The sequence below is a fragment of the Streptomyces sp. NBC_00212 genome (assembly GCF_045206365.1).
Classification (GTDB): Bacteria; Actinomycetota; Actinomycetes; order Streptomycetales; family Streptomycetaceae; genus Streptomyces.
Window position 1 is genome coordinate 4,456,147 of sequence record NZ_CP108115.1, and the last position, 23,503, is coordinate 4,479,649.

The following is a 23,503-nucleotide window of genomic DNA, read 5'->3' on the forward strand; positions in this document are numbered from 1 at the left end:
ATCACGCCGCGTACTTGAGTTGTCGCTCTTTGGAGTAGTCCAGCGAATGGACGGTCACGAACTGGGGTGCGATGCGCATGTACACGGCGTCGAAGGGCTTCCCGTCGACCTCGCGGGGTTCGTCGCCGAACAGCTCCAGCTCCTCGGCGGTCGGCTCGAAGAGGTCCGCGGTCCCGGTGAACTGCACCGACCACACGTCGAGCTCGCCCGAGCTGAGGTTGTCCGCGCCGTAGGCGACCACGCTGCCCAGACAGGCGTGGTGGTAGCCGAGGCCCGCGTGCAGGCGCAGCAGGACGCAGCCGTCGACCACGATGTGGCGGGCCGGGGCCACGAACGGCAGGGCTCGCATGCTGGTCGCGACGCGGCCGTACGGAACGCGGCCGAGCAGCTCGATGGCGCGGGCTTCCTCGAAGGACATGCCCCCACCTTCGCGGCCCGCGGCGGCCGGTGAAAGAGCCCGCGGCCCCGCGCATCAGGGCCCTAGGTCCCGAATGACCGGCCCGGGCCCCGTCGGTGAGAGGCGCTCAGTGGTTCTTCTCGGCCTGGATGCGGGCCACGTACGCGGCGGCCTGGGAGCGGCGCTCCATGCCGAGCTTGGAAAGCAGCGAGGAGACGTAGTTCTTGATCGTCTTCTCCGCGAGGTGCAGGCGCTCGCCGATCACGCGGTTGGTGAGGCCCTCGCCGATCAGGTCGAGGATCTTGCGTTCCTGCTCGGTGAGGTTGGCCAGGCGGTCGTCGCCCTTGCTCTTGCCGCCGTCGCGCAGCCGCTCCAGGACGCGGGCGGTGGCCACCGGGTCGAGCAGCGACTTGCCGGCCGCCACGTCCCGTACGGCCGTCAGGAGTTCGCTGCCGCGGATCGCCTTGAGGACGTATCCGGAGGCCCCGGCCATGATCGCGTCGAAGAGGGCCTCGTCGTCCGCGAACGAGGTGAGCATCAGGCATTTGATGTCCTCGTTCTGCGAACGGATTTCGCGGCAGACCTCGACTCCGCTGCCGTCCGGGAGCCGGACGTCGAGCACGGCGACGTCGGGGCGGGTGGCGGGAATCCTGACGAGGGCGTCAGCGGCGGTGCCGGCCTCGCCGACCACTTCGATGTCCTCCTCGACGGAGAGCATTTCGTGGACGCCGCGACGGACCACCTCGTGGTCATCGAGCAGGAATACGGTGATTTTGCCTGTTTCGCGCACGGAATCAGTCTCACACATTCATCCGAAGCACGCCGAAGAGTGCCATAAGTGACCCCTTCCCGAACCTGCGTGACCGGGATAACGTGCCGTTGTTCCGGCGGCCTGCAAGGCTGTGACCAGCGACTGTTCCCCAGTTTCTCGATTTACTTGGAAATCCAAGCAAAATCGCAGGTCAAGTGGGGTTTCGCAGTAATGCGCAGCACTGGGTAACGTGCCTTTGGCAGGGCGCTCGCCGGGGCACCTGTCACGCCTGATCCCCGGCCGAGCGCACACACCCCGTGCACTTGAGACGGACAGGCGAGCCTCCCCCAAGCTCTGGACGAGCCGGGGGGACCCCCAGGCTCACCGGCGAACCCGGGAGCCGGACAGACGGAGGAGCACGCACGTGACCGTGGAGAGCACTGCCGCGCGCAAGCCGCGACGCAGCAGCAAGCGCACCGCCGGTGCCGGCGCAAGGAAGACGGCCGCCGAGCCCGAGCTCGTACAGCTGCTGACGCCCGAGGGCGAGCGGGTCGAGCACCCTGATTACGACGTCGACCTGAGCCCCGAGGAACTGCGCGGTCTCTACCGCGACATGGTGCTGACCCGGCGTTTCGACGCCGAGGCCACTTCCCTGCAACGCCAGGGCGAGCTGGGCCTGTGGGCCTCGCTGCTCGGCCAGGAGGCCGCCCAGATCGGCTCCGGGCGCGCGCTGCGGGACGACGACTACGTCTTCCCGACCTACCGCGAGCACGGCGTCGCCTGGTGCCGGGGCGTCGACCCGACGAACCTCCTCGGCATGTTCCGTGGCGTCAACCACGGTGGCTGGGACCCCAACAGCAACAATTTCCACCTGTACACGATCGTCATCGGCTCGCAGACGCTGCACGCGACCGGTTACGCGATGGGCATCACCAAGGACGGCGCGGACAGCGCCGTGGTCGCCTACTTCGGCGACGGCGCCTCCAGCCAGGGCGACGTGGCGGAGGCCTTCACCTTCTCCGCCGTCTACAACGCCCCGGTCGTGTTCTTCTGCCAGAACAACCAGTGGGCGATCTCCGAGCCCACCGAGAAGCAGATGCGCGTGCCGCTCTACCAGCGTGCGCAGGGCTTCGGCTTCCCCGGTGTCCGGGTCGACGGCAACGACGTGCTGGCCTGCCTGGCCGTGACGAAGTCCGCCCTGGAGCGGGCCCGCCGGGGCGAAGGGCCCACCCTGGTCGAGGCGTTCACCTACCGGATGGGCGCGCACACCACCTCCGACGACCCGACGAAGTACCGGGCCGACGAGGAGCGCGAGGCGTGGGAGGCCAAGGACCCGATCCTGCGCCTGCGCACCTACCTGGAGAGCGCGGGCCACGCGGACGCCGCGTTCTTCGAGGAGCTGGAGACCGAGTCGGAGACGCTGGGCAAGCGGGTGCGCGAGGCGGTCCGTGCCATGCCCGACCCCGAGCCCATGGCGATCTTCGAGAACATCTACGCCGACGGCCACGCGCTGGTCGACGAGGAGCGAGCCCAGTTCGCCGCCTACCAGGCATCGTTCGCGGACGGAGAGGGCAACTAGCCATGACCGTACAGAAGTTGCCGATCGCCAAGGCGATCAACGAATCGCTGCGCAAGGCGATGGAGACCGATCCCAAGGTCCTGGTCATGGGCGAGGACGTCGGCAAGCTCGGTGGTGTCTTCCGGGTCACCGACGGCCTGTTCAAGGACTTCGGCGAGGACCGGGTGATCGACACCCCGCTGGCCGAGTCCGGCATCGTCGGCACCGCGATCGGCCTGGCCCTGCGCGGCTACCGGCCCGTCGTGGAGATCCAGTTCGACGGTTTCGTCTTTCCGGCGTACGACCAGATCGTCACCCAGCTCGCGAAGATGCACGCCCGCGCGCTCGGCAAGATCAAGCTGCCGGTCGTCGTCCGCATCCCGTACGGCGGTGGCATCGGCGCGGTCGAGCACCACAGCGAGTCGCCCGAGGCGCTGTTCGCGCACGTGGCAGGCCTGAAGGTGGTCAGCCCCTCGAACGCATCGGACGCGTACTGGATGATGCAGCAGGCCATCCAGTCCGACGACCCGGTGATCTTCTTCGAGCCGAAGCGCCGCTACTGGGACAAGGGCGAGGTCGACACCGAGGCCATCCCGGCACCGCTGCACAAGGCCCGTACGGTGCGCGCCGGTTCGGATCTCACGCTGGTCGCCTACGGCCCGATGGTGAAGGTCTGCCTCGAAGCGGCCGCCGCCGCTCAGGAAGAGGGCAAGTCGATCGAGGTCGTGGACCTGCGCTCGATGTCCCCGATCGACTTCGACGCCGTCCAGGCCTCGGTCGAGCGGACCCGCCGCCTGGTCGTCGTCCACGAGGCGCCGGTCTTCTACGGCGCCGGAGCGGAGATCGCCGCTCGGATCACCGAGCGCTGCTTCTACCACCTGGAGGCCCCGGTGCTCCGGGTCGGCGGCTACCACGCCCCGTACCCGCCGGCGCGCCTGGAGGAGGAGTACCTGCCGGGTCTCGACCGGGTGCTCGACGCCGTCGACCGCTCGCTGGCGTACTGAGGTGACGACCATGACTGAGAACGCTGCCCGCTACCGCGAGTTCAAGATGCCTGACGTCGGTGAGGGGCTCACCGAGGCGGAGATCCTCAAGTGGTACGTCCAGCCCGGCGACACCGTCACCGACGGCCAGGTGGTGTGTGAGGTCGAGACCGCGAAGGCGGCCGTCGAACTCCCCATCCCCTACGACGGCGTGGTGCAGAAGCTGCACTTCGAAGAGGGCGTGACGGTCGACGTCGGCACGGCCATCATCACTGTCGACGTGGCGCCGGGCAGCGGGCCCGCCCCGCTCGCCGAGGCGCCGTCCGCCGCCGAGCCTGCCGCGCTCGCGGAGCCCGCCGAGGAAGAGGCGCCCAAGGGTCGCCAGCCCGTCCTGGTCGGCTACGGGGTGTCCGAGGCCTCGACCAAGCGCCGCCCACGCAAGGGGATTTCGGTTCCCGAGCAGGCCCCGGCCGAGGCCCTGCGTGCTGTGCAGACCGAGCTGAACGGCCAGGCTCCGGCCTCGGCCCGCCCGCTCGCCAAGCCCCCGGTCCGCAAGCTCGCCAAGGACCTCGGCATCGACCTCGCCACCGTGGTGCCGACCGGCCCCGACGGCATCGTCACCCGCGAGGACGTGCACGCGGCGGCCGCACCCGCCGTCGAAACCGCGCCTGTTTCACGTGAAACAACTCCCGCTCCGGCGGCGGCCGTTCAGGCCTCCGACGCCCGCGAGACGCGAATCCCCGTCAAGGGCGTACGCAAGGCGACCGCCCAGGCCATGATCGGCTCGGCGTTCACCGCGCCGCACGTCACGGAGTTCGTGACGGTCGACGTGACGCGGACGATGAAGCTGGTCGAGCAGCTGAAGTCCGACAAGGACATGGCGGGCCTGAGGGTCAACCCGCTGCTCCTGATCGCCAAGGCGCTCCTGGTCGCGATCAAGCGCAACCCGGACGTCAACGCGTCCTGGGACGAGGCGAACCAGGAGATCGTCCTCAAGCACTATGTGAACCTGGGCATCGCGGCGGCGACCCCGCGCGGTCTCATCGTCCCGAACATCAAGGACGCCCACGCCAAGACCCTGCCGCAACTGGCCGAGTCACTGGGCGAGTTGGTGTCGACGGCGCGCGAGGGCAAGACGTCGCCCGCGGCGATGTCGGGCGGCACGGTGACCATCACCAACGTCGGCGTGTTCGGCGTGGACACCGGCACCCCGATCCTGAACCCGGGTGAGTCCGCGATCCTCGCGGTCGGTGCGATCAAGCTCCAGCCGTGGGTCCACAAGGGCAAGGTCAAGCCGCGCCAGGTCACCACGCTCGCGCTCTCCTTCGACCACCGCCTGGTCGACGGCGAGCTCGGCTCGAAGGTCCTCGCCGATGTGGCGGCGGTCCTGGAACAGCCGAAGCGGCTCATCACCTGGGGCTGACCGCCCCGCTCGGCCCCCGGCGCGTCTTTGTACGCGCCGGGGGCCGAGGCGTGTCCGGGCCCGGGTGGACAGGGCTGTGGGCCGGGCGGAGAGTGAGGGGACGGGCGGCGTGCTCCGCCCGCGCCGCGACCCGGTCCGGGCGCCGTGCCCCGGGTGTCACGCTGTGGCCCGAGGTGGCGCCCCGTGGCCGCGGGTGCCACGCTGTGGCGCGGCCGGCGTCCTGACCCGGGTGCCGCCCTGTGAGCCGCACAGAACGGGGTTCCCGAGGGAGTGTTCATGCCGATGTACGCCCGTGCCCCGCTCGGCGCCGCGATCGCCACGGCCGCCGCCCTCGCCGGAGCGCTGTTGGCCTCGACGGCCGCCACCCCGCAGACGCGCGCTCCGGCCGCCTCCGCCTCCGCCCCGGTCCGGGCTCCGGCTTCCAAGGCCTGCACCGCCTCCCTGGAGGCCGACATCGGCGCCGGCACCTCCGCGCTCATGACCCTGAGCCCCAGTGGCCCGACGGTCACCTTCAAGGACGGCCCCGGCCACCCGATCCCGAGCCTCGGCACGCTCGACCGCAAGCGCCCCGAGCTGCCCGCCTCGGCCGGGATCCACGCCGAGATCCTCAAGCCGTACGGCACCGCCCCGCAGCTCAGGACCAAGGTCGAGGGCGGCCCCGGTGTCCCGTACCAGGTGCAGGACTTCCCCAAGCTGCCCAAGGGCTGCAAGGTGACCGGCACCAAGTAGGCCCCCAAATGGGGCAAATCGCCACCGGTGTGCGGGATTGCCCGAGCCCCGTCCCGCGATCCGGACGCCACTTTCTGATGCACCCCTGTTGTATCTATCCTGTGCGCATGTCTCCCGCCCCGGCCCCCGCCACCAAGCAGCCCCCCGCCGCCGACCGCGTCTACATGCACGTCAAGCAGGCGGTACTCGACCGCCGCTACGAGGGCGGCACGCTGCTCACCGAGGGCGAACTGGCCGAGGCGGTCGGGGTTTCGCGGACGCCCGTGCGCGAAGCCCTGCTCAAGCTCGAAGTCGAAGGGCTGCTCAAGCTCTACCCGAAGAAGGGCGCCCTGGTGCTCGCCGTCTCCGCGCAGGAGACCGCCGACGTGGTCGAAACCCGGCTGCTCGTCGAGGAGTTCGCGGTGCGCAGAGCCGTACCCGCACCGGAGCGCCTCGTCGTACGCCTCCAGGAACTCCTCGCCGAGCAGAAGGCGCACGCCGCCGCCGGGGACCTGGCCGCCGTCGCCGTCAGCGACCGCTGCTTCCACGCCGAGATCGTGCGCAACGCCGGGAACGAGATCCTGGCCCGGCTCTACGACCAGATGCGGGACCGCCAGCTGCGCATGGGGGTGGCCGTCATGCACGCCCAGCCCGACCGCATCGCCAAGAACATCGCCGAGCACGAGGAAATGCTCGACGCCATCAGGGACGGCGACGGCGAGCGGGCCGCGCACTGTGTGCGCCAGCACCTCAGCTGGGTCAAGGTCCTGGTCAGGGGGGACGATCGATGAGTTCGGCAGCACTGCCGGCGCCACAGCCACTGGGCGGGCGCAGGGCCGCGTTCGTGTGGGGCATAGGCGTCGGCGTCTACTTCGTCGCCGTCATCTTCCGCACCTCGCTCGGGGTCGCGGGCCTGGACGCCGCCGACCGCTTCCACGTCAACGCCTCGGCGCTTTCCACCTTCTCCATACTCCAGCTGCTCGTGTACGCGGGGATGCAGATACCCGTCGGCCTCATGGTCGACCGGCTCGGCACCAAGAAGGTGCTGGTGCTCGGGACCGTCCTGTTCACCGTCGGACAGCTCGGCTTCGCCCTGTCGCCCTCGTACGCCACCGCGCTCGGCTCCCGCGCGCTGCTCGGCTGCGGCGACGCGATGACCTTCATCAGCGTGCTGCGGCTCGGCTCGCGCTGGTTCCCCGCCAAGCACGGGCCGATGATCGGGCAGGTCGCCGCCCTGTTCGGGATGGCCGGCAACCTGGTGTCCACCCTCGTCATCGCACGCGCCCTGCACGGCTTCGGCTGGACGGGGACCTTCGCGGGCAGCTCGCTCGCCGGGGTCGCCGTCCTGGTCCTGCTGCTGCTCTTCCTGCGCGACCACCCCGAGGGCCACGAGCCGCCGCCCGCGCACCACGCCGGGGCCGCGTTCGTACGCCGTCAGATCGCCGAGTCGTGGCGCGAGCCCGGCACCCGGCTCGGGATGTGGGTGCACTTCACGACGCAGTTCCCCGCGATGGTGTTCCTGCTGCTGTGGGGGATGCCGTTCCTCGTCGAGTCGCAGGGCCTCGACCGGGGCACGGCGGGCGGACTGCTGACCCTTGTGGTGCTGTCCAACATGGTCGTGGGCCTGGTGTATGGCCAGCTCATCGCCCGCCACCACGCGGCCCGGCTGCCGCTGGCCCTCGGCACCGTAGGCGCGACCGCCCTCATATGGGCCGCCACCATTGCCTATCCCGGGGCGCACGCGCCGATGTGGCTGCTCGTCACACTGTGCCTGGTGCTCGGCGCATGCGGGCCGGCCTCGATGATCGGCTTCGACTTCTCGCGCCCCGCCAACCCGCCGGAACGCCAGGGCACCGCGTCCGGCATCACCAACATGGGCGGCTTCATCGCCTCCATGACGACGCTGCTCGCGGTGGGCGTGCTCCTGGACGCGACCGGCGACAACTACCGGATCGCGTTCTCGTCGGTGTTCTTCCTGGAGGCCCTTGGCCTGGTCCAGATCCTGCGGCTGCGCGTGCGGGCACAGCGCCGCGAGCGGGAACACCTGGTGGCGAGCAGAGTGGAAGCGGTGCACGTCCCGGTGTAGCCGGGGCCTCGGCGGTGCGCCCCATAACGCGGTTATGGCTTACGGGGTGACCGCGAACGCCCGCAGGATCGCGTCCGCCAGCGCCTGGTCGCCCTCCGCCTTCACCCGGTCGACGACCGCGTGCGGGCGGACCCGGCCGCACGCGAGGCGTACGAAGGTCTCCCAGTCCATGGCCAGGGTGACCAGCGGGCCCAGCGAGGGCGCGCCGTCGACCGTGCCGTGCCCGTCCGCGTCGACCCGCACCGTGCGCAGGAACTCCACCGGCCCGTGGATGTCGAAGACGACGGCGGAGCTGGGCGGCGCGCCCGCGTCCTTCGCGACGACCCGGGGCAGTGTGTGCAGCAGGATGTCACGGGCCACGTACGCGCCCGGAGAGTCCAGGTTCCCCGGCTTGTTGAGGGCCCAGCGCAGATCCTGCTCGTGCACCCACACATCGAACGCCCGCATCCGCAGCGCGAGTTCCAGGGTCTGCTCGGCGCCGAGCGGGGCGCGCACCTTGGTCTCGGGGTCCCGGTTCTCGTTGCGCAGCTGACGCGCCCGGCGAATGATCGTGTACTCCAGCTCGGAGGTCATCTCCGGCGCTGTGTGGTGCCGGCGCACATCGACCTGCATCTCCATGTAGCGAGCGAACTCGGTCTGTACGTGGAAGATGTCGCGCGGCAGGGTGTGGATCGGCCTCGGATCGCCCAGCTGCTCGCACTCCATGCCGATGATGTGCGACACGATGTCCCGCACCGACCAGTTGGGGCAGGGCGTCGCACGGTTCCACTCGCCCTCGACGAGCGGCTGCACCAGCTCCGATATCGCCTCGATGGAGTGGGTCCAGGCATCGGCGTAGGTCTGAAGGCTGGGATGGACGGTCACGGGACCCCTCGGCGGTTCTTTTGTACGCGGGCTGGACTGCGGGACTGCGTGGGAGGATTGGTGGCTTGGGGGGTCCGGGGGTTTCCCCCGGAAAGTCACAGTACGCTGCCGGGCAGCACCCCGGCAGTGCTTTCGTATGACGATCGTAGGCTGTTTCCCATAGTGCTGACGGCTCGAAAGCCAGGACGGTGGTACCGTGCGCGCCTCGCTCATTCAGATCGATGTCAACCCGTATGAATCCGTCAATTCCCGCCGCGAGCGGGTGGGTTCGCTGATCCGGGAGCTGAGGAGCAGCGATCTGGTCGTGCTCCCCGAGCTGTGGACGGTCGGGGCGTTCGCGTACGAACTCTTCGCGGACGAGGCGGAGACGCTGCGCGGCACCACCGCCCAGGCGATGTCCGAGGCGGCCCGGGACGCCGGGATCTGGCTGCACGCCGGGTCCGTTCCGGAGCGGGGCGAGGACGGCGCGCTCTACAACACCTCCCTCGTCTTCTCGCCCGACGGCGAACTCGCGCACAGCTACCGGAAGATCCACCGCTTCGGCTTCGACAAGGGCGAGGCCGTCCTGATGGGCGCGGGCGAGGACCTGGTCACCGTTCCGCTGCCCGACCTCACCCTGGGCCTGGCCACCTGCTACGACCTCCGCTTCCCCGAACTGTTCCGGGGCCTCGTCGACGCGGGCGCCCACGCCTTCGTGATCCCGGCCGGCTGGCCCGAGCGCCGCCGCGCCCACTGGACGCTGCTCGCCCGCGCCCGAGCGGTCGAGAACCAGGCGTACGTGCTGGCCTGTGACACGGCGGGGACGCATGCGGGGGTCGAGCAGGCGGGCCACAGCATCGTGGTGGATCCCTGGGGCGAGGTCCTCGCGGAGGCCGGCCCCGGCGAGGAGATCCTGACCGTGGATCTCGACCCCGCGAAGGTCTTCGACACCCGCGAGGCGTTTCCCGCCCTGAAGGACCGGGTGCTGGGCCTGGAGGCGCCCAAGAGGTGAGCCTCCACGGGCCCGCTCAGTCCTCGTGACCGCGCTCCTTCTCGTCCATGCGGATCACGCAGATCACCACCGCGAGCAGCAGTGCCGCGTCCGCGTCCTCCCGTACGACGTTCACCGCGTACGTCTCGCGGACCCGGAACCACTTGCGCGACACGTGGGCCAGCAGTTCCCCGTCGTACTCGACGGTGAACTCGCGGTCCAGGATCTTGCCCGTCACGTCGAGCTCGGTGCCCTCGACCAGGCTGACCCGGTAGTGGTTGCGCAGCAGGGAGAGCCGCTTGCGGCGGACCTTCGCGAGGGTCTGGTCGTCCCGCTCGATGGTCATCGCGTCCCGCAGGCTGAACATCTTCTCCCGCAGCGTGATCAGCACCCGCCCCGACGGGTCCTTCAGCTCCAGGGTGTCGCGCAGCCGCAGCGCCTTGCCGTCGGCGAGGAACGCCTGGCGGCCGTCCTCGGTCTCGATCCAGTAGTCGTCACCGATGGCGAAGATCTTGTCCCGCACGAGGTATTTCATGGGGACACCCCTGCCCGCGCGGGGGCCCCGCCGAACGGCGACACGAGCTGTTCATACCGGGATGGCAAGCTTGAACCATGAACGATGCCGCCCCGGCGCCCACCCCCGCGCCCGCCCCCCGCCGTGCCCGAGTCCGTGCCCCCGAGCTGATCGGCAAGGGCGGTTGGTTGAACACGGGAGGCAAGGAACTCACCCTCGCTGATCTGCGAGGTAAGTGCGTTGTTGTTGATTTCTGGACCTTCTGCTGCATCAACTGCCTCCATGTGCTCGACGAGCTCCGCGAGCTGGAGGAGAAGCACCGGGACACCGTCGTGATCGTCGGCGTGCACTCGCCCAAGTTCGTGCACGAGGCCGAGCACCAAGCCGTCGTCGATGCCGTGGAGCGGTACGGGGTGGAGCACCCCGTGCTCGACGATCCCGAGCTCGCGACCTGGAAGCAGTACGCGGTGCGGGCCTGGCCCACGCTCGTCGTGATCGACCCCGAGGGGTACATCGTCGCCCAGCACGCCGGCGAGGGGCATGCTCACGCCATCGAGCGGCTCGTCGAGGAGCTGGAGGCCGAGCACGGGGCGAAGGGGACGCTGCGGCGCGGGGACGGGCCGTACGTGCCGCCGGAGCCCGTCGCCACCGACCTGCGCTTCCCGGGCAAGGCGATCGTGCTGCCCAGCGGGAACTTCCTGGTGTCCGACACCACCCGCCACCAGCTGGTCGAGCTCGGCCCGGACGGGGAGAGCGTCGTGCGGCGGATCGGCGGGGACGGGCAGTTCAAGGAGCCCCAGGGGCTGGCCCTGCTCCCGGACGGGAGGGTTGTTGTCGCTGACACCGTTCACCACGCTCTGCGCTCCTTCGACCCGGTCAGCGGGGACATCGAGCTCCTTGCCGGGACCCGGAAGCAGTGGTGGCAGGGGCAGCCGACGTCCGGGCCCGCGCTCGAAGTGGACCTGTCCTCGCCCTGGGACGTCGCCTGGTGGCGGGGCAAGGTGTGGATCGCCATGGCGGGCGTGCACCAGCTGTGGACGTACGACCCCGAGACCAGGACCGTCGAGGTCGCGGCCGGGACCACCAACGAGGGCCTTGTCGACGGGCCCGGCGCCGAGGCCTGGTTCGCGCAGCCGTCCGGGCTCGCGGCCACCGAGGACCGGCTCTGGGTCGCCGACTCGGAGACCTCCGCGCTGCGCTACGTCGACGCGGACGGGGCGGTCCACACCGCCGTCGGGACCGGGCTCTTCGACTTCGGGCACCGGGACGGGGACGCCGCGCAGGCGCTGCTCCAGCACCCGCTCGGGGTCACCGCGCTGCCGGACGGCTCGGTCGCCGTCGCGGACACGTACAACCACGCGCTGCGCCGCTACGACCCGGCCAGCGGTGAAGTGACCACGCTGGCAACGGACTTGAGGGAGCCGAGCGACGCGGTGCTCGCCGGGGACGACATCGTCGTCGTCGAGTCGGCGCGGCACCGGCTGACCCGGCTGCGGCTGCCCGAGGAGGCCGTACGGGTGGAGGCCGTGGCGCACCGCACCCAGCGTTCGGCGACCGAAGTCGCCCCGGGCAGGCTCCAGTTGGACGTCGTGTTCCAGGCGCCCGCCGGGCAGAAGCTGGACACCCGGTACGGTCCCTCGACCCGGCTGCTCGTCTCCTCGACCCCGCCCGAGCTGCTGCTCGCGGGCGAGGGCACCGGCACCGACCTCGCGCGCGAGCTCAGCCTGAACCCGGACGTCGCCGAGGGAGTGCTGCACGTGTCGGCGATGGCGGCCTCGTGCGACGACGACCCCGCGAACGAATACCCGGCCTGCCACGTCCACCAGCAGGACTGGGGCGTCCCCGTACGCCTCGCCGAGGGTGGCGCGAGCAGGCTGCCGCTGGTGCTCGCCGGGATGGACGCGGCCGGGGCCTCCTGACCGAGGCAGGCCCAGCCGAAGCCCGGGCCTAGCCGAAGCCCGGCCTGAACGGCCCGGTGCGCGGGGCCGGGCCGCACAGGGGCAGTGCGGCCGGGCGGCCGTGGGTGTCCAGGACCGCCACGGTGTTCACGGTGTCGGAGCCGGGCAGCGTCACGCGCACCGACGAGCCGTGGGCCGGGCAGCCGCGGAGCGGGGTGTAGTGCACCTTGGCGACCCCGTTCGCGCCGGGGTGCAGGGCGAAAGGCTTCGCGAACGGCTTGGCCGGGGTCGAGACGAGCGGGGAGCCCCGGCCGCTGTCGTCGAGGATGGTCAGCGTCGGGGCCCCGTGCAGGACGCAGGTGTGGCCGGAGGTGTTGCGGACCACCAGGACCGCGTCGGCGGCGGTCCGCACGTCCGCGCCGGGACGGGAGCCCGCCCCGCCACGGACGTCGCCCCCGGTGCGGAACGTGAGCGACAGTGCGCTGGGCGAGCAGAAGACGCGGGCGTCCTCACCGCCGTCGTCGAACGGGCCCGTGCGGGTGTCCGTCCCTGGGATGGCCGGCGTCGGGCTGGCCGGGGGCGGGCCGGGCGGGGTCGCGGGACCGGCGCCGGGCTGCGGGCTCTGCGCGGCCGTGCTGCGGCCGGTCGCGGGGGCGGACGGGTCGGGCGGCGTCTGCTGCGCGGCGCCGGAGCGGGGCGCGCCGGAGCTGTGCGACACCGTTGTCGTACCGGTGCCGGGAGCGGCGGCGGGCACGCGGTCCGTGCAGGCGGTGAGCGCGGCGAGCAGCACGGCGAGGCCGACTATGGCCGCCCCCCTGCCCCGGGCCCTGCGCATCGCGTCCCCCACTCCGAATCAAGCGATCAAGCAATCAAGTACATGTGCCGCACCACCATCAAGTGCGTATGTGCGCCGAGCCCATGTGCCGCACCAGCCTCACGGGCGTCCCTATCGTTTGGCTAATGCGCCCGGGAAGGCAAGACGTTCGGCACGAGGCGGCGCGTCGTTGCGAGTCGAGTCGAGCCGAGCCGAGCCGACCAAGGCTACGCGGGCGGCAGCCCCTCCAGGTTCGCCAGGTTGGCGCGGGCCGCTGCCGCGCCCTCCTCGTAGCCGTGGTCGTCGGCCTCGCGGGCCGCGTCGGTGAGCTGGCGGCGGGCTTCCTCGGTGCGGCCGAGGCCGGCCAGCGCCTCGCCGTAGCTGGTGCGCAGCAGCACCCGGCGCGGGATCGCCTCCGGTGAGGGGCCGAGTTCGAGGCCGCGCAGGGAGTGCTCCCTCGCGAGGTCGTAGGCGCCGGCGGTGAGGAAGTGGCGGGCCAGGTGCTGGTGGGCGAGCATCTCGGTGGAGCGGTCGCGGGCCCGTCCGGCCAGGGTGAGGGCGTGCCCGAGCAGGTCGCCGGCCCGGTCGACCTCGCCGTACTTGACGAGGATGAGGGCGAGGTTGATGCGGGCGATGGCCTCGCTGGTGACGTCGCCGGCCTGGCGGGCGAGGTCGGGGGCCTTCTCCAGGTGGGCGAGGGCCTCGTCGTAGCGGCCCTCCTCGTGCAGGACCCAGCCGAGCAGCGCGCGGGTGCGGGACTGCGCGTCGAGTTCCTGCTCCAACTCGGCCGATTCCAGGGCCTGTTCGAGGAGCGGGACCCAGCCGTCGCGGACCCGCCACAGGATGAGCGGCCACTGGAGGAGGACGAGCCGCCAGGCGCGGTCGTGCATCCCGGCGGCGACGGCGGCTGCGACTGCCCCGCGCAGGGTGGCCCGTTCGGCCTCGTACCAGGCGAGTGCGGCCTGGCGGTCCTCGAATTCGCGCACTGCGGCGGGGCGCCGGGCCCCGGGCGGCGGGGTGAAGCAGGGCTGGCTGCCGGGCTCGGCGGTGGCGGTTGCCACGAGGCCGGTGTGCAGATAGTGGTCCAGGAGGCGGGCGAGGCCGTCGGGGTCGGCCTCGGGGGCGAGCGCGCGGGCGTAGAGGCGTACCAGGTCATGGAGGGTGTACGAGTCCGGCCGGGTGCGCGGGTCACAGCCGTGCGGGCCGGATTCGACGACGAGGTGGGCGGCGGCGAGGCGGTCGAGGGCGGCGGCGGCCTGGTCGGGGGTGCAGCCGGCCAGGGCGGCCGCGGTGTAGCGGTCGAGTTCGGAGCCGGTGTGCAGGCCGAGCGCGCGGAACATCCGGCGGGCTTGCTCGGGCAGCTGCTGCACGGTCAGGCGCAGGGCGGCGGCGACCCCGGTGTCCTCGACGCGAAGGAGGCCCAACCTGCGCTGTTCGTCGGCGAGTTCACTGGCGAGGGCGCCGAGCGTCCACTGGGGGCGGGCGGCGAGGCGGGCGGCGGTGACGCGCAGGGCGAGCGGGAGGCCGTCGCAGAGCGCGGCGAGGTGGGCGGCGGCTTCGGGTTCGGCGGCGACCCGGTCCTCGCCGAGGACGGCGGCGAGCAGCGCGGTGCAGTCGGCGGCGGGCAGCTCGTCGAGGCGGACCGGGCGGGCGGCGTCGGAGGCGACGAGGCCGCCGAGCCGGTCGCGGCTGGTGACCAGGGTGACGCAGTGGTCGCCGCCCGGGAGCAGCGGGCGGACCTGCTCGGAGTCGCGGGCGTTGTCGAGCACGACCAGCATCCGGTGGTCGGCGGTGAGCGAGCGGTAGAGCGCCCCCATGCCGGCCTCGGTCTCGGGTATGCGCTGCACGGGCACGCCGAGTGCGAGCAGGAACTCCCGCAGGACGACGGTGACTTGGCGGGCCGGGGTGTCGCTGTAGCCGCACAGGTCGGCGAAGAGGCGGCCGTCGGGGAAGTCGCTCTGGCGCTCGTGCGCCCAGTGCACGGCGAGCGCGGTCTTGCCGACGCCGGCGCCGCCGGTGACCAGCGCTATGGCGCCGTACTGTCCGGCGGCGGCCAGGCCGAGCGCGGTGAGCTCGGCCTGCCGGCCGCTGAAGCCGCGGGGTCTGCGCGGCAGCAACTCCGGTATGGCGACGGTCAGTTCGGGCTCGTCGGCGGCCGGCGCGGGCGGGGTGGCGGGGGTGCTGGTGCGCAGGATCTCGGCGTGTGCCTCACAGAGTGCGGGGCCCGGGTCCACGCCGAGTTCGTCGGCGAGCAGGCGGCGGGTGCGGTGGAACCATTCGAGGGCGTCGGACTGGCGGCCCGAGCGGCTCAGGGCCAGCATCAGCGCGGCCGAGAGGGGCTCGCGCAGGGGGTGGGCGACGGCTTCGGTGCGGAGCACGGCGGCGGCCCGGCCGTGCTCGCCGAGTTCCCCGTACGCCTCGGCGAGGGCCTCCACCGAGGCGAGCCTGAGCTCTTCGAGGGTGTGGGACGCGGCTTGCAGGGGCGGGCTGGTGACGGTGCCGGTGAGGGCGGGGCCCTGCCACAGGGCGAGCGCCTCGCGCAGCATGAGCACCGCGTCGCCGGGGCGGCGCTGGCCGCGGGCGAGCGTGACGAGCTCCTCGAAGCGGTGCGCGTCGATGAGGGTCTCGGGGAGCCGGAGGACGTACGCGGGTCCCTGTGTGGCCAGTTCGATGCCGTACGCCTCGGCGCCGTGCTCGGCGAGCAGGGCGCGCAGCCGTGAGACGTGGCCCTGCAGAACGGTGCGGGAGTGCAGGGGCGGCTCTTCGTCCCACAGGGCCTCGGTGAGGCGTTCCACGGGTACGGCGATGTTGGGCTGGAGCAGGAGCATGGCCAGCAGGCTGCGGCGCTTGGCGGGGCCGAGCGCGAGGAACGCGCCGTCCTCGCTGGCCACGGCCACCGTTCCCAGGACGCGGAACTCCACGGTGGCGGTACCCCCTTGCTCCCCGTTCCCGGATTCCTCCGGACCTGGTCAGGGCCCGGACAGTCGAGGATACGCGGGGTGTAAGGGGTCGGGTTCACGTCCCGGGGCACAGGTGGCGCGGGTCACGTGAGGCGGTCGACACAGCCGGTGCCGGGGGTGCGGGTCAGGTCAGGCGGTCGTGGTCCTCCTCGACGATGGTGGCGCCCGGCACGACGCGCCGCCTGCGCAGCACGCTGGTGAAGACGGCCACGCCGATGATGCCGACGGCCATCAGGATCAGGCCCACGACGTCGAGGTTCACACCCTTGGCGTGCCAGTCCGTCGCGAACGTGAGGATCGCCCCCACCGCGATGAGGATGATGCACCCGCCCAATCCCATGGATCTCGCCTCCGTCAAGGTGGTGGACCGTCCGGGTACCCGGGTTCCGGGCGGCCAACCCCCTTGCGCGGTGCGGTGGTTCAGGCCGCCAGGAACGCGGTCAGGGCGCCGGCGAGCAGATGCGGGTCGTCGGCGCCGCACAGTTCGCGGGCGCTGTGCATCGACAGGATGGCCACGCCGATGTCGACGGTCTGGATGCCGTGCCGGGCCGCGGTGATCGGGCCGATCGTGGTGCCGCAGGGCATCGCGTTGTTGGAGACGAAGGTCTGCCACGGCACCCCGGCGCGCTCGCAGGCCGCCGCGAACACGGCGCGTCCGGCGCCGTCGGTGGCGTACCGGGCGTTCACGTTGACCTTGAGGATGGGGCCGCCGTTGGCGCGCGGGTGGTGCGTGGGGTCGTGCCGCTCGGCGTAGTTGGGGTGCACGGCGTGGCCGGTGTCGGAAGAGAGACAGATCGTTCCTGCGAAGGCGCGGGCGCGGTCCTCGTACGTACCTCCACGCGCGAACACCGAGCGCTCCATGACGTTGCCGAGCAGCGGGCCGTCCGCGCCGGTGTCGGCCTGCGAGCCGTCCTCCTCGTGGTCGAAGGCGGCGAACACCGGGATGAAGGGGAGGTCCTCGGAGGCGGACACCGCGGCAAGGGCGGCCGTCCCGGCGTGCACGGAGAGCAGGTTGTCCATGCGGGGCCCGGCCACCAGCTCCCGGTCGCGGCCCAGGTAGGCGGGCGCCTCGACGGAGTGCAGCATCAGGTCCCAGCCGGCCACTTCGCCCTCGTCGAGCTCGGCCTCCTGCTCCAGGAAGCGGATCAGATCGCCTTCCTGTACGTCGTCGCCGAGGCCCCAGATCGGCTGGAGGTGGCGCTGCCGGTCGAGCTTGAGCCCGTCGGTGTTGACCGAGCGGTCCAGGTGCACGGCCAGCTGCGGTACGCGCAGGAGCGGGCGGTCCACGTTGACCAGGCGGTGGCTGCCGTCCCGCAGGGTGAGGCGGCCCGCGATGCCGAGGTCGCGGTCGAGCCAGGTGTTGAGCAGCGTCCCGCCGTAGATCTCGACGGCGACCTGCCGCCAGCCGTACGCCCCCGAGTCGGGCTGCGGCTTCACGCGCAGGTTCGGGGAGTCGGTGTGGGCGCCGACGATCCGGTACGGGGTGTGGGGCTGGGCGTCCTCGGGGACGTACCAGGCCACGATGGCGCCGCCGCGCAGCACGTACTTCCCGCCGTGCGTGCCGTCCCAGGCGTCCGTCTCCTGGACCTGCCGGAACCCGGCCTTCTCCAGGCGTGCGGCCGCGTTGGCCACGGCGTGGTACTGCGACGGGCTCGCCGCGAGGAAGGTCATCAGGTCGTCGGTGTGGCCGCGGTCGAAGCGGGGCGGTGTGCTCATGCGGCCACCCTAGCGGCGGGGCGGATTGCACTCTGGGCGCTGCAGCATGCCTGGTGCTCCGCCCCAGACCCCGGGGGGTTCGCCCACCCACTCGCCCGCGCAGGGGGTTGGATGGCCCCGCCCCTGGGGCTCCGCCCCAGACCCCGGGGGTCTGCTCACCCACCCGCCCGTGCAGCGCATTGGACCGGCTGAGCCCTGGGGCTCCGCCCCAGACCCCGTTCGCGCCTGAACGGCGCTCGTCCTCAATCGCCGGACGGGCTGAGGATGCCTCTGCGAGCCAGCACCGCCCGTGCCCCGGTCCCGCTAAGGGGCGCGGGGAACTGCGCGACCAGCCACCTACGGTCCGTAGCCGAACGACACCCCCGGCGGGTTTCGGGAAGGGGTGGGGTGGGGGAAAGCACCCGGGCCCCCCTTGCCTCCCTGTACGGGAAATCCTGCTCCCCCGCACACGCGGAACGGGGGCTTCCGGGCAGCGGAAAGGGGCCCGGGGTCCGACCACCCCGAGCCCCCGGTTCCGCAGGGACCAGAAAGGCTAGAACGCCGCCTCGTCCAGCTCCATCAGCGAGTTGTCCACCGTCTCGGCCAGCGCACGCGCCGCGCCGACACCCGGCAGGACGTTCGCCGCGAAGAACTTCGCCGCGGCGATCTTGCCGGTGTAGAAGGGGACGTCCTTCGCCGAGGCCGAGGACAGCTTCTCGGCGGCGACCGCGGCGCCCTTGAGGAGCAGGTAGCCGACCACCACATCGCCCGAAGCCATCAGCAGGCGGGTCGTGTTGAGGCCCACCTTGTAGATGTTCTTGACGTCCTCGCCGGTCGCAGTCAGGTCGGTGATCATCGTGCCGACGATCGCCTCCAGGTCGACGGCCGCCTTGGCGAGCGAGTCGAGCGAGCCGCCCAGCGCCTCGTTGCCGTTCTGCTCGGCGAGGAACTTCTTGATCTCCTCGGAGAGCGCGTTCAGGGACGCACCCTGGTCCCGGACGATCTTCCGGAAGAAGAAGTCCTGGCCCTGGATCGCCGTGGTGCCCTCGTACAGCGTGTCGATCTTGGCGTCACGGATGTACTGCTCGATCGGGTACTCCTGGAGGTACCCGGAGCCGCCGAAGGTCTGGAGCGACTCGGAGGACAGCTTCTCGTACGACTTCTCCGAGCCGTAGCCCTTCACGATGGGCAGCAGGAGGTCGTTCAGGCCGACGAGCGCCTTGGCGTCCTCGCCCGCCGCCTCCTTCACCTGGATCGCGTCCTGGACGGCGGCGGTGTAGAGGACGAGCGAGCGCATGCCCTCGGCGTACGCCTTCTGCGTCATCAACGAGCGCCGCACGTCCGGGTGGTGAGTGATCGTCACCTTCGGCGCGGTCTTGTCCATGAACTGCGAGAGGTCGCTGCCCTGGACGCGCTCCTTGGCGTACTCAAGGGCGTTGAGGTAACCGGTCGACAGCGTCGCGATCGCCTTCGTGCCGACCATCATGCGGGCGAACTCGATGATCATGAACATCTGGCGGATGCCGTCGTGCTTGTCGCCGATCAGCCAGCCCTTGGCGGGGTGCTGGTCGCCGAACGTCATCTCGCACGTGTTGGACGCCTTCAGGCCCATCTTGTGCTCGACGTTCGTCGCGTACACGCCGTTGCGCTCGCCCAGCTCGCCGGTCTCCCAGTCGAAGTGGAACTTGGGAACGAGGAAGAGCGAAAGCCCCTTCGTGCCCGGGCCGTGACCCTCCGGACGCGCGAGGACGTAGTGGAGGATGTTCTCCTCCATGTCGTGCTCACCGGAGGTGATGAAGCGCTTCACGCCCTCGATGTGCCAGGAGCCGTCGTCCTGCTGGACGGCCTTGGTGCGGCCGGCGCCGACGTCCGAACCGGCGTCCGGCTCGGTCAGCACCATCGTGGAGCCCCAGCGCTTGTCGACCGCGATCTCGGCGACCTTCTTCTGCGCCTCGTTGCCCTCGGCGAAGAGGATGCCGGCGAACGCCGGGCCCGAGGAGTACATCCAGATCGCCGGGTTCGAGCCCAGGAGCAGCTCCGCGTACGCCCAGATCAGGGAGCGCGGCGAAACGGTGCCGCCGATCTCCTCGGGCAGGCCGAGCCGCCAGTACTCGGAGTCCATGAACGCCTTGTACGAGCTCTTGAAGGACTCCGGGACCGGAGCGGTGTTGGTCGCCGGGTCGAAGACCGGCGGGTTGCGGTCGGCGTCCGCGAAGGAGTCGGCCAGCTCGTTCTCGGCGAGACGGGCGATCTCCTCCAGGATCGACTTGGCGGTGTCGACGTCCATCTCCCCGAACGGGCCGGTGCCGTACAGCTTGTCGCGTCCGAGCACCTCGAAGAGGTTGAACTCGATGTCGCGGAGATTCGACTTGTAGTGCCCCATGGCGACGGCTCCGTAAGCAGGGTGTCGGTTACATCTACCAGCAAGTAGGTCAGTACCTCCGATGATGCTACCCACCGGTAATAACGCGCAACCTTTGGCCGAGAACTGTGACGTGTCAGGCAGAGGAACCCGGCTGGGCCGGGCGGGCCGGGTGGGGCGGTTCCCCCAGCGCCTCCGCGAGCGCCCGCGCGGTGGCCGTATTGCAGTTCCCGAGGATGACGAGCGGGGGCGTACCGAAGTCCCGCCCGAGCGAGGGCAGCGTGATGCCGTGCGCGGCGAGCGCGGCCCGCAGCCCCATGACGACCTTGTACGTGTCGTCGCGGCGGGCTGGGAGGGGGGTGGACGCGTTCATGGATGCCTCCTGTGAGTGCGGTATGTGACGAACCCCTCACAGAGTGCCGCCGAGTCCTTTACCTTCGGAAGTGGTTCACGTTGCGCCCGGCAACTGGCAAATGGTGGTGGTGAGTTGTGCCCCCTCGTAAGGAACCTGACGCGTCGGCGAACGTCCCGTCCTTCTATGGCGCCGAGTTGCGTTACAAGAGGGAGGCTGCGGGCCTCACGCTCGAACAGTTGGCGGACGGCAGCTTCAGAGGCGTCCCGTTCCTGAGCCAGATCGAGCGCGGCGAACGCCGGATGCCCCTCGACTTGGCCCAGCATGTGGACGAGAAGCTGGGGACCGACGGCTTTTTCGAGCGGCGCTGTGAAGACGCGCGGAAGGCGAAGCAGTCCGGGCATGCGGAGTACTTCGCTGATGTTGCGGAGATGGAACGGCATGCGGAGACGATCGAGGACTGGGCGCCCACGCTCATCCCAGGCCTGCTGCAGACGGAGGCGTACGTCCGGAAGGTCATTCAGAGCGGGGCCCCATGGCTGCGTCCAGCAGATGTCGAGAAGCAGGTGCAGGCCCGGCTGGAGCGCGCAAAGCTCTGGGAGTGCGAGGACCGCCCAGCGTTCTGGGGCGTCCTGCACGAGTCGCTGATCCGCAACCCGCTGCTGCCGCCCGGGGAGATGGCGGAGCAGTCGGACCACATCGCCCACGTGGTCCGTTCCACGCAAAGCGTTCTGCAGATCCTTCCGGAAACCGCCGGTGCCCATCCGTTGATGATGGGCGTCATCAAGGTTATGACCTTTCCTGATGCTCCACCGGTGGTCTACATCGAGAGTCAGCACAGCGGCCAACTGATCGACTATCCGGCCCTCGTGAAGGACTACCGCAGGTCGTACGATCTGCTCAGGGCCGCGGCGCTACCGCCGGAGACGTCCCTGGCCATGATCGAGCAAGCGGCGAAGGGCTACCGAAATGGCAAGCACAGAGCTTGACTTGAGCACCGCCCTGTGGCGCAAGAGCAGCTACAGCAACGCGACCGGTGGCGACTGCGTCGAGGTGGCCGAGGGTTTCCTCGGGGCTGCTCGCTGGCGTAAGAGCACGTACAGCAACGGCACCGGCGGCGACTGCGTCGAGGTCGCCGACAACCTCCCCGGGGTCGTGCCCGTACGGGACTCCAAGGTGTTGGACGGCCCGGCGCTGATCATCGCGGCCAGCGCCTGGGCGCTCTTCGTCGAGGCGGTCAAGGGCGCGGCGCTTCGCGCCTGAGATCGCGGTGTTCGCCGCCACGTCGCGTCGGTAGGCTGTGGCCCCATGTACGGCTACGACCAGAACCCGGGTTCCCAGCAGCAGTACGCCCCGCCCCAGCAGCAGATGCAGGGCGGGTACGGGGAGCAGCCGCTGTACCCCGAGCCGTCGCCGCCCTCGCTCGCCGACGCGGTGCGGGCGTTCACGACCGGGTCGCTCTCGGCCGAGGACTTCCAGCAGATCTTCGCCTCGTCGAAGGTGTACTGCCCACGCGGTGACAACCCCGGGTTCCTGGCGCTGCACAACACCCAGCAGCCGGTCATCCCGATGTTCACCTCGCTGAAGGAGCTGCGCCGGTACGCGGGCAAGGAGTCCAAGTACTTCGTCATCACCGGCGCCGAGGTCATCGACCTGCTGCCCACGGGGTACGGCTTCGTGCTCGACATGGAGGGCGACCACCGGATGGTCTTCGACGCGAAGGCCGTGGAGCAGATGGTCGACTTCGCGATGCGGCGGATGTACGGATAGCTCGTAGCTCTGAACGGCCTCGGTCTCGGGCCCGTACCCCTTGGGGTGCGGGCCCGAAGTGCGTTCCGGGGCCGCGCGGGAATGCGCCCGCATTGCCAGATGTTCAGCATTCAACTACTTTGGATGTAGAGCATCCCGCAAGGAGGGCCGTCCCATGCCTGCTGTGACCGTCGAAAACCCGCTGACCCTGCCGCGCGTATCCGCGCCGGAGGGCGCCTCGGCGCGGCCCGTCCTTGCCGTGACCACCGCGCCCCAGGGGTTCGAGGGGGAGGGATTCCCGGTGCGCCGCGCGTTCGCCGGGATCAACTACAAGTACCTCGACCCGTTCATCATGATGGACCAGATGGGTGAGGTGGAGTACGCGCCGGGCGAGCCGAAGGGCACCCCGTGGCACCCGCACCGCGGCTTCGAGACCGTCACGTACATCATCGACGGGATCTTCGACCACCAGGACTCCAACGGTGGTGGCGGCACGATCACCAACGGTGACACCCAGTGGATGACGGCCGGGTCCGGTCTGCTCCACATCGAGGCGCCGCCGGAGCAGCTGGTCATGTCGGGCGGTCTCTTCCACGGGCTCCAGCTGTGGGTGAACCTGCCGGCCCGGGACAAGATGATGACCCCGCGCTACCAGGACATCCGCAGCGGTTCCGTCCAGCTGCTCACCTCGCCGGACGGTGGCGCGCTGATGCGGGTCATCGCCGGTTCGCTCGACGGGCACGACGGCCCCGGCATCACGCACACGCCGATCACGATGGTGCACGCCACGCTGCGGCCGGGCGCGTCCGTCACGCTGCCGTGGCGGGAGGACTTCAACGGCCTCGCGTACGTGCTGGCCGGGCGCGGCTCGGTCGGCGCGGAGCGGCGGCCCGTGCACATGGGGCAGACCGCGGTGTTCGGCGAGGGCGGTTCGCTGACCGTCCGCGCGGACGAGAAGCAGGACTCCAACGCCCCCGACCTGGAGGTCGTGCTGCTCGGTGGGCAGCCGATCCGGGAGCCGATGGCGCACTACGGGCCGTTCGTGATGAACACGCGGGCCGAGCTGGAGCAGGCCTTCGAGGACTTCCAGAAGGGCCGCCTCGGCACGATCCCGGCGGTCCACGGCATGTAACCCCCGTTCCTGGGGCTCCGCCCCAGCCCCCTGAGGGGCTGCGCCCCTCGAACCCTCGCGGGGGCTCCGCCCCCTGCACCCCCGTTCGCGCCTTAAGGGCGCTCGTCCTCAATCTCCCCCAAGGCCTTAAGGGCCAGGGGGGACCCCCATGACGGGCTGGGGTTGCCGGTACTGGCCAGCATTAGTGCTGTTAGGGGCGCGGGGAACTGCGCGACCAGCCTTCGGCGGCCCGCAGCCGAAGAACTCTCCCCCGGAGGGTCTCGGGAAGGGGCGGGGCGGGGCAAAAC

General features: G+C 70.8%; 22 protein-coding genes. 12 read left to right on the plus strand and 10 right to left on the minus strand.

Features of this window, described 5'->3' with window-relative positions; translation table 11 throughout:
• Position 1: 1 nt before the first annotated feature.
• Together OHA17_RS20485 and OHA17_RS20490 are read right to left on the minus strand one after the other, a co-directional pair.
• Positions 2-418 (minus strand): pyridoxamine 5'-phosphate oxidase family protein, encoded by a 417-nt coding sequence (locus OHA17_RS20485; RefSeq protein WP_406507786.1) that lies wholly within the window; start codon positions 416-418, stop codon positions 2-4.
• Between the two features lie 106 nt (positions 419-524).
• The gene (locus OHA17_RS20490; RefSeq protein ID WP_053729205.1) at positions 525-1,187 is read right to left on the minus strand and encodes a response regulator; all 663 of its coding nucleotides are present in this window, start codon (positions 1,185-1,187) and stop codon (positions 525-527) included.
• Between the two features lie 385 nt (positions 1,188-1,572).
• Between OHA17_RS20490 and pdhA the strand changes: the two genes are divergently transcribed.
• The 6 genes from pdhA (at position 1,573) to OHA17_RS20520 (ending at position 7,906) form a co-directional block, all read left to right on the plus strand.
• Positions 1,573-2,727, plus strand: a complete 1,155-nt coding sequence (gene pdhA / locus OHA17_RS20495) for a pyruvate dehydrogenase (acetyl-transferring) E1 component subunit alpha (RefSeq protein WP_398874498.1) — start codon at positions 1,573-1,575, stop codon at positions 2,725-2,727.
• A 2-nt stretch (positions 2,728-2,729) separates the two neighbouring features.
• The gene (locus OHA17_RS20500; protein ID WP_053729203.1) at positions 2,730-3,710 is read left to right on the plus strand and encodes an alpha-ketoacid dehydrogenase subunit beta; all 981 of its coding nucleotides are present in this window, start codon (positions 2,730-2,732) and stop codon (positions 3,708-3,710) included.
• Between the two features lies 1 nt (position 3,711).
• Positions 3,712-5,112: a dihydrolipoamide acetyltransferase family protein gene (locus OHA17_RS20505; protein WP_406507787.1), complete on the plus strand. Its 1,401-nt coding sequence runs from the start codon at positions 3,712-3,714 to the stop codon at positions 5,110-5,112.
• 276 nt (positions 5,113-5,388) lie between these two features.
• On the plus strand, positions 5,389-5,841 hold the full coding sequence (locus OHA17_RS20510; protein ID WP_406507788.1) for a hypothetical protein: 453 nt from the start codon (positions 5,389-5,391) through the stop codon (positions 5,839-5,841).
• 107 nt (positions 5,842-5,948) lie between these two features.
• A complete protein-coding gene (locus tag OHA17_RS20515) occupies positions 5,949-6,611 on the plus strand; it encodes a GntR family transcriptional regulator (protein WP_398874507.1) in 663 nt (220 codons plus the stop codon).
• On the plus strand, positions 6,608-7,906 hold the full coding sequence (locus OHA17_RS20520) for a nitrate/nitrite transporter (RefSeq protein ID WP_406507789.1): 1,299 nt from the start codon (positions 6,608-6,610) through the stop codon (positions 7,904-7,906). Before OHA17_RS20515 ends, OHA17_RS20520 begins: the two co-directional genes overlap by 4 nt.
• Before the next feature lie 39 nt (positions 7,907-7,945).
• Here OHA17_RS20520 and OHA17_RS20525 read toward each other — a convergent pair whose 3' ends face one another.
• On the minus strand, positions 7,946-8,770 hold the full coding sequence (locus OHA17_RS20525; RefSeq protein ID WP_406507790.1) for a maleylpyruvate isomerase family mycothiol-dependent enzyme: 825 nt from the start codon (positions 8,768-8,770) through the stop codon (positions 7,946-7,948).
• 196 nt (positions 8,771-8,966) lie between these two features.
• On the opposite strand from OHA17_RS20525, the gene OHA17_RS20530 reads away from it, so the two are divergent.
• Positions 8,967-9,761: a carbon-nitrogen family hydrolase gene (locus OHA17_RS20530; protein WP_406507791.1), complete on the plus strand. Its 795-nt coding sequence runs from the start codon at positions 8,967-8,969 to the stop codon at positions 9,759-9,761.
• 16 nt (positions 9,762-9,777) lie between these two features.
• Here the strand turns inward: OHA17_RS20530 and OHA17_RS20535 are convergent, their stop codons facing one another.
• Complete coding sequence (locus tag OHA17_RS20535) at positions 9,778-10,275, minus strand: LURP-one-related/scramblase family protein (protein ID WP_398874516.1); 498 nt, start codon at positions 10,273-10,275, stop codon at positions 9,778-9,780.
• Between the two features lie 77 nt (positions 10,276-10,352).
• On the opposite strand from OHA17_RS20535, the gene OHA17_RS20540 reads away from it, so the two are divergent.
• A complete protein-coding gene (locus OHA17_RS20540; RefSeq protein WP_406507792.1) occupies positions 10,353-12,173 on the plus strand; it encodes an NHL domain-containing thioredoxin family protein in 1,821 nt (606 codons plus the stop codon).
• Between the two features lie 28 nt (positions 12,174-12,201).
• Here the strand turns inward: OHA17_RS20540 and OHA17_RS20545 are convergent, their stop codons facing one another.
• The 6 genes from OHA17_RS20545 to OHA17_RS20570 form a co-directional block, all read right to left on the minus strand.
• Positions 12,202-12,987, minus strand: coding sequence for a DUF4232 domain-containing protein (locus OHA17_RS20545; protein ID WP_406507793.1), 786 nt, complete (start codon positions 12,985-12,987; stop codon positions 12,202-12,204).
• Positions 12,988-13,193: 206 nt separating this feature from the next.
• Positions 13,194-15,887 (minus strand): BTAD domain-containing putative transcriptional regulator, encoded by a 2,694-nt coding sequence (locus OHA17_RS20550; protein WP_406507794.1) that lies wholly within the window; start codon positions 15,885-15,887, stop codon positions 13,194-13,196.
• 163 nt (positions 15,888-16,050) lie between these two features.
• Positions 16,051-16,266, minus strand: a complete 216-nt coding sequence (locus OHA17_RS20555; protein WP_398874524.1) for a DUF6458 family protein — start codon at positions 16,264-16,266, stop codon at positions 16,051-16,053.
• Between the two features lie 80 nt (positions 16,267-16,346).
• The gene (locus tag OHA17_RS20560) at positions 16,347-17,642 is read right to left on the minus strand and encodes a M18 family aminopeptidase (protein ID WP_406507795.1); all 1,296 of its coding nucleotides are present in this window, start codon (positions 17,640-17,642) and stop codon (positions 16,347-16,349) included.
• A 532-nt stretch (positions 17,643-18,174) separates the two neighbouring features.
• The gene (locus tag OHA17_RS20565) at positions 18,175-20,004 is read right to left on the minus strand and encodes an acyl-CoA dehydrogenase (protein WP_406507796.1); all 1,830 of its coding nucleotides are present in this window, start codon (positions 20,002-20,004) and stop codon (positions 18,175-18,177) included.
• 115 nt (positions 20,005-20,119) lie between these two features.
• Positions 20,120-20,356: a hypothetical protein gene (locus tag OHA17_RS20570; RefSeq protein WP_406507797.1), complete on the minus strand. Its 237-nt coding sequence runs from the start codon at positions 20,354-20,356 to the stop codon at positions 20,120-20,122.
• A gap of 116 nt (positions 20,357-20,472) precedes the next feature.
• Between OHA17_RS20570 and OHA17_RS20575 the strand changes: the two genes are divergently transcribed.
• The 4 genes from OHA17_RS20575 (at position 20,473) to OHA17_RS20590 (ending at position 23,216) form a co-directional block, all read left to right on the plus strand.
• Positions 20,473-21,324, plus strand: a complete 852-nt coding sequence (locus OHA17_RS20575; protein WP_406507798.1) for a helix-turn-helix domain-containing protein — start codon at positions 20,473-20,475, stop codon at positions 21,322-21,324.
• The gene (locus tag OHA17_RS20580) at positions 21,305-21,598 is read left to right on the plus strand and encodes a DUF397 domain-containing protein (RefSeq protein ID WP_406507799.1); all 294 of its coding nucleotides are present in this window, start codon (positions 21,305-21,307) and stop codon (positions 21,596-21,598) included. The genes OHA17_RS20575 and OHA17_RS20580 overlap by 20 nt, the downstream gene beginning before the upstream one ends.
• Before the next feature lie 45 nt (positions 21,599-21,643).
• Positions 21,644-22,105: an SseB family protein gene (locus OHA17_RS20585; RefSeq protein WP_406507800.1), complete on the plus strand. Its 462-nt coding sequence runs from the start codon at positions 21,644-21,646 to the stop codon at positions 22,103-22,105.
• A gap of 154 nt (positions 22,106-22,259) precedes the next feature.
• On the plus strand, positions 22,260-23,216 hold the full coding sequence (locus OHA17_RS20590; RefSeq protein WP_406507801.1) for a pirin family protein: 957 nt from the start codon (positions 22,260-22,262) through the stop codon (positions 23,214-23,216).
• Positions 23,217-23,503 lie beyond the last annotated feature (287 nt).

Coding starts and splice junctions, on each gene's coding strand:
- OHA17_RS20515 (WP_398874507.1), top strand. CDS start 5,949: ATGTCTCCCGCCCCGGCCCCCGCCACCAAGCAGCCCCCCGCCGCCGAC.
- OHA17_RS20510 (WP_406507788.1), top strand. CDS start 5,389: ATGCCGATGTACGCCCGTGCCCCGCTCGGCGCCGCGATCGCCACGGCC.
- OHA17_RS20540 (WP_406507792.1), top strand. CDS start 10,353: ATGAACGATGCCGCCCCGGCGCCCACCCCCGCGCCCGCCCCCCGCCGT.
- OHA17_RS20570 (WP_406507797.1), bottom strand. CDS start 20,356: ATGAACGCGTCCACCCCCCTCCCAGCCCGCCGCGACGACACGTACAAG.
- OHA17_RS20500 (WP_053729203.1), top strand. CDS start 2,730: ATGACCGTACAGAAGTTGCCGATCGCCAAGGCGATCAACGAATCGCTG.
- OHA17_RS20535 (WP_398874516.1), bottom strand. CDS start 10,275: ATGAAATACCTCGTGCGGGACAAGATCTTCGCCATCGGTGACGACTAC.
- OHA17_RS20590 (WP_406507801.1), top strand. CDS start 22,260: ATGCCTGCTGTGACCGTCGAAAACCCGCTGACCCTGCCGCGCGTATCC.
- OHA17_RS20485 (WP_406507786.1), bottom strand. CDS start 418: ATGTCCTTCGAGGAAGCCCGCGCCATCGAGCTGCTCGGCCGCGTTCCG.
- OHA17_RS20565 (WP_406507796.1), bottom strand. CDS start 20,004: ATGGGGCACTACAAGTCGAATCTCCGCGACATCGAGTTCAACCTCTTC.
- OHA17_RS20545 (WP_406507793.1), bottom strand. CDS start 12,987: ATGCGCAGGGCCCGGGGCAGGGGGGCGGCCATAGTCGGCCTCGCCGTG.
- OHA17_RS20580 (WP_406507799.1), top strand. CDS start 21,305: ATGGCAAGCACAGAGCTTGACTTGAGCACCGCCCTGTGGCGCAAGAGC.
- OHA17_RS20520 (WP_406507789.1), top strand. CDS start 6,608: ATGAGTTCGGCAGCACTGCCGGCGCCACAGCCACTGGGCGGGCGCAGG.
- OHA17_RS20555 (WP_398874524.1), bottom strand. CDS start 16,266: ATGGGATTGGGCGGGTGCATCATCCTCATCGCGGTGGGGGCGATCCTC.
- OHA17_RS20560 (WP_406507795.1), bottom strand. CDS start 17,642: ATGAGCACACCGCCCCGCTTCGACCGCGGCCACACCGACGACCTGATG.
- OHA17_RS20585 (WP_406507800.1), top strand. CDS start 21,644: ATGTACGGCTACGACCAGAACCCGGGTTCCCAGCAGCAGTACGCCCCG.